The sequence below is a fragment of the Streptomyces sp. NPDC054883 genome, assembly GCF_053610645.1.
This window is the reverse complement of the sequence record NZ_JBSGYT010000061.1, coordinates 34,711-46,719: the sequence shown is the minus strand read 5'-3', so window position 1 is coordinate 46,719 and position 12,009 is coordinate 34,711. Positions and strand designations below refer to the sequence as shown.

General features: G+C 69.9%; 8 protein-coding genes. 2 read left to right on the top strand and 6 right to left on the bottom strand.

Features of this window, described 5'->3' with window-relative positions:
* Nucleotides 1-49: 49 nt before the first annotated feature.
* The 3 genes from ACWGH1_RS31590 to ACWGH1_RS31580 form a co-directional block, all read right to left on the bottom strand.
* Nucleotides 50-1,969 carry an RICIN domain-containing protein gene (locus ACWGH1_RS31590; RefSeq protein ID WP_453357433.1) on the bottom strand — a complete coding sequence of 640 codons (1,920 nt, stop codon included), beginning with the start codon at nucleotides 1,967-1,969 and terminating at the stop codon, nucleotides 50-52.
* 302 nt (nucleotides 1,970-2,271) lie between these two features.
* Entirely contained in the window at nucleotides 2,272-3,909 is a 1,638-nt protein-coding gene (locus ACWGH1_RS31585) for a trypsin-like serine protease (RefSeq protein ID WP_453357024.1), read from the bottom strand.
* Between the two features lie 264 nt (nucleotides 3,910-4,173).
* Nucleotides 4,174-4,695 (bottom strand): hypothetical protein, encoded by a 522-nt coding sequence (locus ACWGH1_RS31580; protein ID WP_453357023.1) that lies wholly within the window; start codon nucleotides 4,693-4,695, stop codon nucleotides 4,174-4,176.
* A 600-nt stretch (nucleotides 4,696-5,295) separates the two neighbouring features.
* On the opposite strand from ACWGH1_RS31580, the gene ACWGH1_RS31575 reads away from it, so the two are divergent.
* Nucleotides 5,296-8,655 carry a hypothetical protein gene (locus ACWGH1_RS31575; protein WP_453409220.1) on the top strand — a complete coding sequence of 1,120 codons (3,360 nt, stop codon included), beginning with the start codon at nucleotides 5,296-5,298 and terminating at the stop codon, nucleotides 8,653-8,655.
* A 157-nt stretch (nucleotides 8,656-8,812) separates the two neighbouring features.
* A complete protein-coding gene (locus ACWGH1_RS31570; protein ID WP_453355749.1) occupies nucleotides 8,813-9,340 on the top strand; it encodes a hypothetical protein in 528 nt (175 codons plus the stop codon).
* Nucleotides 9,341-9,527: 187 nt separating this feature from the next.
* Here the strand turns inward: ACWGH1_RS31570 and ACWGH1_RS31565 are convergent, their stop codons facing one another.
* The 3 genes from ACWGH1_RS31565 to ACWGH1_RS31555 all read right to left on the bottom strand — a co-directional run bounded on the left by ACWGH1_RS31565 (nucleotide 9,528) and on the right by ACWGH1_RS31555 (nucleotide 11,996).
* Nucleotides 9,528-9,935, bottom strand: a complete 408-nt coding sequence (locus tag ACWGH1_RS31565; protein ID WP_453355748.1) for a hypothetical protein — start codon at nucleotides 9,933-9,935, stop codon at nucleotides 9,528-9,530.
* A gap of 137 nt (nucleotides 9,936-10,072) precedes the next feature.
* Nucleotides 10,073-10,738, bottom strand: coding sequence for a DedA family protein (locus ACWGH1_RS31560; RefSeq protein ID WP_453355747.1), 666 nt, complete (start codon nucleotides 10,736-10,738; stop codon nucleotides 10,073-10,075).
* Nucleotides 10,739-10,805: 67 nt separating this feature from the next.
* On the bottom strand, nucleotides 10,806-11,996 hold the full coding sequence (locus ACWGH1_RS31555) for an MFS transporter (protein WP_453355746.1): 1,191 nt from the start codon (nucleotides 11,994-11,996) through the stop codon (nucleotides 10,806-10,808).
* Nucleotides 11,997-12,009 lie beyond the last annotated feature (13 nt).

Here is a 12,009-nt window from a genome sequence, read left to right as displayed (position 1 = left end):
CGTGAACGCAGGGCGGTCGGCCGTTCGTGGTGCGCCCGGACGCTCCTGGTCACAGGTACCAGGTCTGGCCCGGGTAGGCGGGGTCGGTGGAGTGTCCCCACTGCTGGGCGGGGGCGCCGTTGTCCCTGCTGGAGTTGGTGATCTCCAGCGTCTTGCCGCTGTTGACGTTGCTGATGTTCAGGCCGACTGTGCTGCCGGCCTGCTGGACCGTCCAGAGCATCGTCGGAAGGGTCGTGCAGGTCCACTGCTGGGCGGGAGCGCCGTTGTCCTTGCTGGAGCTGGCGATCTCCAGGCACTTGCCGCTGTTGACGTTGACGATCTGGTAGACGCCCGGGGTGCCGGTCGCACGGAACTCCCAGTTCGCGCCGGCCTGTGCGCCGCACGTCCACTGCTGGGCGGGGGCGCCGTTGTCCTTGCTGGAGTTGGTGATCTCCAGGCATTTGTCACTGTTGGCGTTGTGAATCTGGCCGGTGGCAGGAACCGGGAGGGGGGAGGGCCAGGCGTTGACGCCGTAGGCCAGGGCACCCTGGCCGTTGCCCTTGTAGAAGTTGAAGCGCTGCTGGTTGCTCCACAGACCGCCGAGGTCGGTCTTGCCGTCGCCGTTGAAGTCACCCGACAACACGACAGGCATGCCGTTCCAGCTGGTGTCGGGCCACATGGAGACGCCGGAGTCGAGGCCGCCCGCCGCGTTTCCACTGTAGCGCCGCAGGGCGCCGTCGGATGCGATGGCGACGAGGTCGTCACGGCCGTCGTTGTTGAAGTCACCCGCGGTGATCTTCTGAATGCTCAGCCAGGTGGCGTCCGGCCACATCTTGCGGTTCTGGCCACTGAGCACGCCGTCCGAACCGGTCGGGTACGCGTAGAGGGAGCCTTTGGAGCCGCCGGAGCCCCACACCGCGAGCAGCCCGTCACGCCCGGAACCATCGAGCCGGTAGCGAGTCAGCTGGAGCATGGCATTCCAATTGGTGGTCTGGTCGCCCCACATGGACTTGGCGGGGGCCAGCGAGCCGTCCGGCCGGCCGGTGTACAGGCGCAGCGTTCCACTGCTCCACACCGAGGCGATGTCGGTGATCCCGTCGCCGTTGAAGTCACCACCGATTATCTTCGTAGCGCCGTGCCAGCTACCGTCGGACGTCCACAGAGGACGGCCGTACTCGAACGTGCCGTCGGGCCGCCCGGCGAAGGCGTGCAAGTTCCCGTCGTCGGTCACGGCAGCGACATCGGTGCGCCCGTCCCGATTGAAATCGCCGGTCGCCATCACGCCGGTGACCTTGGGCACCAGCGACGCCAGCCGCACCGCGGGCGTGCTCTTGCGGACCTGGTCGATCCAGGCCGCCACATCGTCCAACCGTACGGCGACCGCACCGGTACGGGTTTCGGCCGGATCCGTGCCGAGGCAACCACCCTGCCAGGAACGCGAGTTGACGGCCACCAGCTCCACGCCACCGTCCTGCTGCCGCAGGGCGGGACCACCGGTGTCGCCCTTGCAGACCACCGTGCCCCCGGACGCGCTCAGACCGAGCGCACCGCCGTCCGTGGAGGCCACGGTGAACACACCCGTGTGCGCCTTGTCCGGGACCCATTCCGTCTTCGTCCGCCCAAACCCCAGGGACGTGAGCTGCTCACCTGGCAACGGGGCGGTGGTGGCGACCTTGACCGGATCCGTCCCGACGAGCCGCCAGGCCAGCTTGACCATCACCAGGTCGCGGTCCGGGTGCGGCACCAGCTCCACCGCCTCGACCACGGTGCCCGTGGACTGGGCGAGGTCGGTGCGGCCCACGGTCACGGTCGTCACCAGCGCCGGCTTCCCGGCCGGGACCGGCACGGCACCGTCCCGGAAACAGGACGCGGCGGTCATCACCCACTGGGCGTCGACCAGCGCGCCGGAACAGGCGGCCTTGTCACCGATGGTGACCTTCGCCGCAAAGCCGTAGCCGGTACCGGGGGCGTCAGGGCCCGCGAGGGCCATGGCGGGAGCGATCGCGAGGAGTCCAGCTCCTAATGTCGTAGCGACCAAGGTGGCAGCCCACGCGGTGCGCGAACCATGTTTGGACATGATGATCCTCTTGGTATGGGAAGGAGCGGAATCCGGTCGGACCACGGCGCGGACACACCCTCGGGCGCGTCAGGTGCGGATGGCTTCGCCGCCCGGCCCGCGGACCGGCTGCGGGCGGGAACGCCATGGCTCCTGCTCCTCCGGAAGGGTGGCGCCCGAGCGCGTACCGGTCCCCGCGGCGCCGTGGGGCTCCGCGGGGACCGGCGTCCGGTGGGTCAGAGGGTGCCGGCGACGGAGACCGTGCCCAGGGTTCCGGCGACGCCTTGGGTGTTGACCGAGGTGACCGGAGACCAGGTGCGGTCGGTGTGGCGGATGATGTGCACGATCCGGTTGTCGCTGGTGGTGACGGCGAGCTGGAGTTCGCCGTCGACAGTGCCGGCGCCGATGGAGGTGGCCGTCAGGGTCCCGAGGCTGCTCTTGAGGTCACCGAAGGGCGCCCACGTGCCGTTGGCGTAGCGGACCGAGTGGTACTGACGAGTGCCGTTGTCGGTGGCGATGACGATGTGAGTGTCGCCGCCCGCGCCCGCCGTGCTCACCGAGCTGATGGGGCCGGTGGCTCCGGCGGCCTGTGCGACGTTCCCCCACGTGGTCCAGTGAGCCGTGGTCCGGCGAATGGTGTGGAAAGCCTTGCCGCCGCTGACGGCGACGACGTGGAGCTCGCCCCCGGAGCTGGCGGTGGCGACGGAGGTGACGGTACCGATCGGGCTCGTGGCGGCGGCGACGTCACCGAAGGCGGTCCAGTTCCCGGTGGCGTTGCGCACGGTGTGGAACACCTTGCCGCCCGCGACCACTATCACGTGGAGGTCGGCGCCGATGGAGACGGTGGAGACCTGGGTGATGTTGGCGAGGGCGCCGGCTTCGGCGGAGAGGTCACCGAACGCGCCCCAACTGCCGTCCGCCTTACGCACGGTGTGCCGCAGACGGCCGTCCGTACCCAGCGCCACCACGTGCGTGTCGCCGTTGATGCCGGCGGCGGCGGCCGTGCGCACGCCGCCGATGTTTCCGGCCTTGGACTGCACGTCGGTGAAACCGGTCCAGGATCCGTCGGTCAGGCGGATGCCCTGGTAGAGGCCGGTTCCCGCCTGCACGAGGGCTTCGGCCTTCCAGCCCGGCGTCAAGGCCCTCGCCTGCTGCACCCAGTCGTTGAGGTCGTCGATCCGTGCGGAGACGGCCCCGGTGCGGGTTTCGGCGGTGGCCGTCCCCAGGCACCCTCCCTGCCAGGAGCGGCTGTTGACGCCGATCAGCTCGCCGGCCGCGTTGAGCAGCGGGCCACCGGTGTCACCCTTGCAGATGACGTCCGTTCCCTTGCCGGTGATGGTCAGCGTGGTGGGGTCGGCGGCGTCGACGGTGAAGGTGCCGGTGTGCGCCTTGTCGGGCACCCACTCGGTCCTCGTACGGCCGAACCCGGCCGACGTGGTGTCGGCGCCGACGGCCGGGGCCGCGGCGCTGCGCTTGATGCCCGTGATGCCGGTGGCGGGACCGGCGAGGCGGCCCAGGACCAGATCGCGGTCCGTACGGGGCACGAGCTCGACGACCTCGACAGCCTGGCCGCTGCTGAGGGTGGCGGTGCTCTTCAGCACGGGCTTCCCGGCGGGGACCTGCGCACCGGGCGTGGTGGCGAAGCAACTGGCGGCGGTGGCGATCCACCACTGGTCGACCAGGGTCGCGGTACAGGCGCGGGAGTGGGCTTCGTCGCCGATGTTCAGCTTCGCGACGTTCACGAGCTGCCCGCTGGCGGCCTCGGGACCGGCCATCGCCAGGGCGGGTACGCACGGGATCAGACCTGCCGAAACCGCGGTGGCGGAGACCAGGAGACCGGCCATCCGTGCCGAGTGCATACGGAGTGCAGACATGCGTCTTCCTTCAATTGATCAAGTGCGTAGGAAATCGATCGAGGGTGCTGCCGCGAAACGCGTCGTCGGTCGCGCACGTCATACGCCGCACCGGAGTCGGCCGGGGCTCATTGCCTCGATCGCGCGTCACCGGACTGCCGGCGATGTGGGGTTCCGTGAGTCCGCGTGCCGTCACCGGGAAGTCTTCCGTCGGCCGGGTCGGATTCATGCTGCTGGAACCGCAGTCGGCGACTTCACGGGCGGAAGTCACCGGTCCTGCTCCGGCTACTTGGTAGACCTGATTTCCATGAGCATGAAGTCCCGCCCCTGCTCATCCGCGCTTTCGCCGACCGGAGTCCACGTACCCTTGGCCACGTCGAAGGTCTTCGACTCCGCGCCCACCGACATGTCGACCTGGGTGGCGTACGAGTTCCCCTTGATGCTGAAGACCGAAGGAATCTCCAAGGTCAGGTAACCCTGGTTGCCCGTGATACGGAAGCAGATCTTATCGTTCGTACGGGACCAGACTTCAAGCAGATCGTTCGCGCTCGCGCAATCGGCGAGAAGGATGTGCCCGTCACCGCGCTTCAGCGTGATGTGCTGTTCCGCGAGAATCTTGTCCGCGTTCGGGTACCCGAAGTCCTCTACGGCGTAACCGGGGCCCTCTTCGACAACCGCCTTCATGCCGGTGCCACTTGCGGCGACGGTCGTCCCACCCGTCACTCCGCTCGCGATCGCGGCCCATGCCAGGGCGCCCGCGCCCATGGCCGCGCCAGCGGAGCGCACTATTGCCTTGCTTACCTTCATCGCTGTCCTAGTCGTCGGTTCCGGGAGTGACTCCCGCAACGTGTGCCAACGCGGAGGTGAAGGCCGTGAATGACCAATGGGAAATGCGGTCGCACGCGAACGCATCACCCCTGGAAGTCCCCCACTCCCAGCAAGATCGAACTGCGTGCCCAGTTTTCCGTAACTCCCCGCAAAAGGAAGAGAGATGGCGGACGGCGGTAAGTGTGCAGTACCGCAGGGCCCTACGTATAGAAACACCTGCCTTGGTACTCGTCCATCCATATATTGGTGACAAAGCAGGGCAAGCGGGCCAGTTGGTACGTGATGTGCGCCACGTTTGCCACCGCCTCTCACAGTTTCGGAATATTGCATTCCACACGTAGTCCGCGGAAGATTTCATTCCAGGTTTTGACGAGGATCACGCGGCGCCTTCCCATTCGAAGTGACGGGTGTTCAACCCGCTCTTTGACGCATAGGGTCGTGGCGCGTGCCCATCACTTCCCCCCGATTTCCTTGCACGCCGGGGGACATGGGCGCAGCCAAAACAACTCGCTGTCTGGCGATGCCGTCACGCGCGCGCCGCCCACCAGGCACTGATCCTTAAGGACCGTTTTGGACACCATGTATTGGAGCAGGCGGCGCATCCTCGGCGCCGTCGCGGCCACCTCGGCCGCCATCACCACCTCCAGCCTCGTGCTCAACCCGGCGGCCGCCTGGGCCGCCGCCGCGCCGCCGGCGGACGACAACGGCGACCCCTTCCTGCTGCCGGACACCGACCGGGCAAAGGTCGTCAAGGCGTGGCTGCTGGGCGGCAAGGCCGTTCGCGCGTCAGCGGCAGCAGCGCTGACCGGCTCCGACGCGGAGGTACAGAACTTCCTGACCGTGAAACTGCCGTCCGACACGGCCATGGACAACCGGGTTGCGATCGTCACCTCCCTGGCGCGGGGCGGCAAGGGCAGCCGGCGCGAAGCCGTCGCCGCGATCAACGGCGGTGACTCCACCATTGCCGCCTACCTGGCGGGCGGCTTCAAGGGCGCCATCGCCGAAGACCTGCGGGTTGCCACCGCCATTGTGATGGCCAGTGGCGGCAAGGCCGTGAACCGTGTCGGCAACGCCGCCATGAACGACGGCTCCCAGGCCGCCTTGGAGGCGTTCCTCACCGACGGGCAGTACGCGGCTCGCGAGGAGGACATGCGCGTCGAGACCTCCAAGCTGATGGTGCAGGCAGGTCCGGAGGTGCAGAAGTACGCCTCTCGGGCGCTCTCCGGCTCCGCTGCCGACATCGAATGGTTCCTCGAGACCGGCCAGTACATCGCCCGGGCCCGCGACCAGGAGGCTTCGAAGATCCAGGAACTCGTAGCGGTCGTCCAGCGCGAAGGCAAGAAGGCCGACGCGATGACGAAGCAAGCGGTGGAGGCCGGCGCCCGGGCCGTCGATGCGGCGTCGAAGGCCAAGGAAGCAGCGGAGAACGCTGCGGCCGAGGCCCAGGCCGCCCAGAACGACGTCGCCAAGGCCGGTAAGGCGGCCCGAAACGCCGGAGAGGCGGCAAAGGGCGCGGCCGACTCGGCTCGGGTCGCCATGAGCGCGTCCAACGCCGCTGTTCAGGCCTCTCGCCGCGCTGCCTACGCGGCCGCTGCCGCGAGTCAGGCCGCGGCCAGCGCGGGCTCCGCCGCCGCCCGGGCGTACGGCGCTGCCATCGCCGCCTCCAAGGACGCCTCGCAGGCAGCCGCCTGCAAGGACGCCGCCATCGCCGCTCGCACCGCCGCGGCCCAGGCACGCAGCGCCGCTACGGCTGCCGACTTCGCCGCCGGTGCGGCGTCCCAGGCCGCGGGGGCCGGGGACGCCGCCGCCTCGGCGGCGCGCAACGCCTCCGCCGCCGCGAACGCTTCGGCCGCCGCAGCCAGTGCCGCGGGTGCGGCCCAGGCCGAGGCCGCGGAGGCCAAGCGGCAAGCGCAGATCGCCGGCGCCAACGCCCAGATCGCCACCAACGCCGCAGGCACCGCTCAGGTGTTGGCCAACGCCGCGGCGACCGCCGCGCGGACCGCACGCGATGCCGCGAACAGCGCGGCCAACCACGCCGAGAAGTCTGCGGCCGCCGCCGACTGGGCCGTCCAGTACGCCGGTCAGGCGGTGGAGTACGCGAAGAAGTCCACCGAGTTCGCCAACGAAGCCACGAAGGCCGCGAACACCGCCACCGACGCCGTCATCCAGGCGGTCGCGGTGGAGAAGAGCGCGCGCGAGGCCGAGTGGCAGCGCCTGGACCAGGACATGAAGCAGGCGATCGAGGAGACCCGCCTGCTGGCGCAGGCCGAAGTGCAGGAGAAGGCCGAGTACGCCAAACGGCGCACCCAGGCCCAGCAGGCCGAGCAGGCCACCAAGGACTTCGTGACCCAGGCCGAGTCCGCCCTCAGAACGGGAGACCTGGGGGGTGCGGCCACCCTCGGACGCAAGGCGGCCATCGCCCTGATGGCGTCCAAGGGATCGTGGTCGCAGGAGGCGGCGCGGTTCGCGCTGGCGGGCACGGACTCGGACGTGCACGTCTGGATCGACACCGACCGGCGGATCGCCCAGCGCCAGGACGACCGGGAGACCAGTCTCTACCTCGCCAAGACCTGCGCTCCGGACATCGCCTCCGCCGCGACCACAGCACTGGCGAGCAATGCCCCGGACGCCGCGACGGACTTCCTCAGCACCGGCGTGATCCGGGCCGCCGCGATGGACAACCGTGTCGCGGTCAACCGCGTCCTGGCCAACAACCCGGGCCGCGCGGTGACGAAGGCGGCGACCGACGCGCTCGACACCGGGACCCCCGAGGCCCTCTACGAATTCCTCGGCAGCACGTACGAGGCGGCGCAGCGGGAGGACGACACCGTCGCCACTGCGACCCTCCTCAGCACCGGGGGGCCGTACACCAAGTCCCACGCACAGGCCGCGATGGAAGGCCCGGCATGGATGCGCCGTAACTTCATCGCCTCGGTCCAGCACAAGACCGCGCAGCTCGACTACGACTCGGCCACCCACATCGCCGCGATGCAGGGAGCGATCGCCGCGGCCGCGAAAATCGCGCACAAAGCACAGGAGGACGCGGCGCGCGCTCAGGAGGCGGCTGCCAAGGCACGCAATGCCGCCAATGAAGCGCTGGAGTGGGCGAACAAGGCCACCCAGTCGGCTTCGAACGCGGCAACCTCCGCGCGGGAGGCGGATACGCTCGCGAGCAACGCCGAGAAGTCGGCCGCGTCCGCCCAGGCTTCGGCCGACAAGGCGAAGCAGGCCGCCGCCACCGCCCGGACCGCCGCGCGTTCGGCGAACTACTCGGCCAACCGCGCGGTGGACGCCGCTTTCAACGCGGTCGCCTCGGCCAACGCCGCCCAGGCGTCCGCCGCCTCCGCCCACTCCTCCGCGGTGCAGGCCGGCCATGACGCGAAGACCGCGGCGACGGCGGCGAGCGAGGCCCACCAGATCGCCCTGGACAAGCGGACGGCCGAAGTCGCGGCCGCGGCCAAGAAGGCTGCCGAAGAAGCGAAGGCGGCCAAGGACGCCGGTCTGAACCCGGCCGACAAGCCCGAAAACGACAGCGTCAAGGGCGGCCTTCCCTGGTGGAAGGAGGACGCGCGGTGGATGGCGGACGCCACGAACGCCCTCAGCATCATGTTCGGATTCGCCTCCGCCTTCACCGGTCTGGCCGGCTTGGGCATCGGGATGTTCTTCCCGCCCGCGGTCCCGTTCATCGAGGGTCTCGCGACCGGCTTCGGCTACACCTCCATGGCCTTCTCCGGGCTCAGTACGCTGTTCACCGGGATCGGCTACGGCTGGACGAGCAGCCAGTTCAAGTCCTCTCTCGCGAGCACCGCCCTGGGTGTCCTCACCTTCGGCCAGTCCAAGTGGATCGGCGCTGTGGGCGCCGGGACCGTCGCCACGAAGATCACGCAGTTCGGGCACGACCTGGTATCGCCGGTCACCAGCCTGCTGTCCCTCTTCTAACGGGACACGGCACGACAGGCGCCGCACGGGCTGACGGCAGAGCTGCCAGGGGCCCGTGCGGCGCCGTATGAGGGGCCGTCGCACCAGCACGGCCGGCCGTCGGCCGGCGGTCCGTCCGTCGGTGGGTCAGCAGGGGAGCATGTGCTCAAATGAACCCATGGCGGATACGCGCACGGCCCTGGGACCACTGGAACGTGTCGACGGCACCTGGGCAATTGGCGACCGCAGCCGACCCGGTGGATCCTGGATCGAGTTCCGCGCGGAGGGGCTGTACCGGCACGGGCGCGGCGGGGACGGAGAGTCGATCCCCTGGTCGAGGATCATGCTCGGGGTCGGGGTGGTCATCGGGCGCGGCCACCCGAATCACGGGCAGTACTCGCTGCTGGGCATGCTCGGGAACCTCCGGGGCCCCTTCAGCGGCCGCGGCGGCGGCCATATCGACATGACGCTCCGCCACCCCTACGAGAACCGCGAGCTGACCTTTGTCCGGCATGCGCGTGCCTACCGTCTCTTCGACACAGTGCTGTTGCAGGAAATGTTGTCGCAGGTGGTCGCCGCCGACGAGGCGCAGCGGCTCGGTGACCCCGACTGGGTGGAGCACCTGGTCGGCCGGCTGGAATTGCTGACTCCCTGGCCGAAGGGCTCGAGACTCAGCGAAGCGGTGGAAGGGGCCTGGCGGGCCTGAGGCCCGCCGCGGTGCCCCGCTCGGCCCCCGTGCACCGTCCTTCCTTACCAAGTCCCCCCTGGCAGCCCGGTTTTCGGCGAGGGTGTGCCCAATACGGTGAGGGGCGGACCGTACCTGGGTTGATGTACGCGGGCGGTGACGCGTGCACACTGCGTGACCGTGCAACTCGGTGAACTCCCGCGCGAGGTCACAGGCCAGGGCGAGCTCCGGGCAGGCACTCCGCACAGCGTCGAGCTGGGCAACGTCGAGAGGCGTTGAGTGTCTCCTGGGGGCGCATGATCCATGAGGTGATGTCGCGCGGGTGGGGTGTCACCGATCGAGCAGGGACCGCGATGCCTTTCCGGATGGTCACCACGTAGCGGTTCCCTACGTGGTAACCGTCGGTGTAGCCGAGGGCGAGCAACTTGCGATAGAGCTGCATCGAGCTGGTGCAGTCCGCATGGAAGCGGTGCTGCACCAGCTTGATGAACGGGTCGCGGACGCCGTGCCCTCGATCCTGCGCCGAGGCGAGAAGCCCAGCCAGGTCTTTGTTCCGGTAGAGCCTGACCGTCTTGCGATCCAACTGCAATCGACGGCCGATGGCGTTCAGCGACATGCCGGTGGCGGCGAGCTCGCTCGCCGCCCTGAAGACACAGGCCCTGGCCCCGGGCCCGATGGCCGACAGCAGGCTGCGGGCGGACTGATGCCCGGTGCCGAGCCCCGTGCGGGACGGCAGTCGGTGGCGGGGTACGGTCAGTGGCGATCCCCGCCGTTGTCCTGGCGGGCATTGTGGTTGTCTCCGGCTGAAGCGGGGGCGTCGGCGCGGCGGCGTCGGCGGATGTGCCACACGATGAGGGCGACGGCTACCAGTGCGGCGAGTAGCAGGGCGATGGCGCGTCCGATGAGGCTCTCGACTCGGGTGTAGGCGGTGCCGGCGAAGTAGCCGAGGGCGGTGAACCCGATGCCCCAGGTGAGTCCCCCGAGGGCGTTGAAGAGGAGGAAGCGGCGGTAGGGCATGCGGGAGATGCCGGCGAGGGTGGGCATCATCGCGCGGAAGAATGCGAGGAACCGGCCGAGGAAGACGGCCACCGCCCCGCGGTTGCGGATCAGCTCCTGGGCTTTGCCGACGCGGTCCTGGTGGCGCCGTAGCGGGCGGGTGTCCATGATCCGCGATCCGAAGTGACGGCCGATCTCGTAGCCGACGCTGTCGCCCGCGATGGCGGCGAACACGACGACCAGCGCCAGCCACCACACGGACACCTTGCCCTGACTGGCGAGGACGCCGCCGAGCACGACGGCGGTCTCTCCGGGAAGCACGAACCCGAAGAACAGGGCGTCCTCGGCGAAGACGAGAGCGCCGACGACCGCGTACACCACTGGCCCGGACAGCCCGCCGAGCCAGTCGGTGATCGAGTGCATCAGACTCCCTCCTTGTTCCACGCTACGGCGCGCGGTACGGGGCCGCCGCCGGACGCCGCATTGCGGCTTACCCGGCCGGTTCGCCGCCCGGTGGCGAGCCGGCCGTGCCGGCGCGGGCCAGGATCAGGGCGGCGGCGGCCAGCAGCAGCGCGAGGGCGGCGTAGCCGGGGGTCAGGGTGGCGATCGTGGCGATGGCGCCGACGAGCAGGGGGCCTGCGGCGTCGCCGAGTTCGCGGCCGAGTTCGGCGGCTCCCATGGTTTGCCCGAGTCGCTCGTGCGGGGTGGAGGCGGCCAGGGCGGCGAAGCCGATCGGGGTGATGATCCCGGTCCCGATACCGATCAGGGCGGCGGCGATCAGCACGGGGGCGATGCCCGGGAGCGTCGCGCTGGCCAGGCCAGTGGCGGTGATGAGCAGGCCGGCGCTGATTCCGGCTCGGGTGGTGATCCGTCCGGCGTCCAGGGCGCGGCCCGTCCCTGGCTGGATGACGGCGGCGCAGGCTGCGAGCACTGAGACGGCGGCGCCGGTTGCGACTGGTCCCATCCCTGCCGCCGTGCCGGAGACGGGCAGGAACCCCACGCCGACCGAGAGGGCTGCGGTGGCGCATGCCAGGGCGGTGGTCGGTCGCAGGAAGCTGCTCTGGTTGAGCCGGCGGGCGAGGTCGAGGACGGTCTGCCGGGCGCGGGGCAGTGGCGTAACGCTGGGCACTGCCAGGGCTGCCCAGATCGCTACGGCTGTCGCCAGGGCGGTCATCACGCCGAAGAGCAGTGACAGGCCGCCCGCCCAGACGGTGAGGCCGCCGAGGAGAGGGCCAGCGGTGTAGCCGAGGCTCTTGTAGAAGCCGTAGGAGCCGAAGGCCCGTCCGTGCCCGGCGGCGGGGTTGAGGCGGGCGACGAGCGTGGAGGCTGCGGGTGAGAAGGCGGAGGCGGCGGCGCCCTGTCCGAGGCGGGCTGCCCAGAGCAGGCCGGTGTCGTCGGCGAGGACGAACGCGGCTGAGGCCAGCGCGAATCCGATCAGGCCGCCGAGCAGGACCGGGCGGGGCCCGATGCGGTCGGCGAGGGTGCCGAAGACCGGTTTGAGGAGGACTTCGGCGCCGTCGTACAGCGCGAGGAGGCCGCCGAGGACGAGTAGGGATTCGGCCTGGTCGGAGGTGAAGTGGCCGAGGTTGGCGGCGATGCCGTGGGCGCCGAAGGCGGTGGTGAACCCGGCCGCGTAGAGCGGCCACATCCGCCACCGCGGGGCGGTCGGCGAATCGGGCATGCGTGCCTCCTGG

Bases quoted from the DNA above. Each gene is read 5' to 3' on its own strand.
- ACWGH1_RS31555 (WP_453355746.1), bottom strand. From the start codon at position 11,996: ATGCCCGATTCGCCGACCGCCCCGCGGTGGCGGATGTGGCCGCTCTAC.
- ACWGH1_RS31560 (WP_453355747.1), bottom strand. From the start codon at position 10,738: ATGCACTCGATCACCGACTGGCTCGGCGGGCTGTCCGGGCCAGTGGTG.
- ACWGH1_RS31585 (WP_453357024.1), bottom strand. From the start codon at position 3,909: ATGTCTGCACTCCGTATGCACTCGGCACGGATGGCCGGTCTCCTGGTC.
- ACWGH1_RS31570 (WP_453355749.1), top strand. From the start codon at position 8,813: ATGGCGGATACGCGCACGGCCCTGGGACCACTGGAACGTGTCGACGGC.
- ACWGH1_RS31580 (WP_453357023.1), bottom strand. From the start codon at position 4,695: ATGAAGGTAAGCAAGGCAATAGTGCGCTCCGCTGGCGCGGCCATGGGC.
- ACWGH1_RS31575 (WP_453409220.1), top strand. From the start codon at position 5,296: ATGTATTGGAGCAGGCGGCGCATCCTCGGCGCCGTCGCGGCCACCTCG.
- ACWGH1_RS31565 (WP_453355748.1), bottom strand. From the start codon at position 9,935: ATGTCGCTGAACGCCATCGGCCGTCGATTGCAGTTGGATCGCAAGACG.
- ACWGH1_RS31590 (WP_453357433.1), bottom strand. From the start codon at position 1,969: ATGGCCCTCGCGGGCCCTGACGCCCCCGGTACCGGCTACGGCTTTGCG.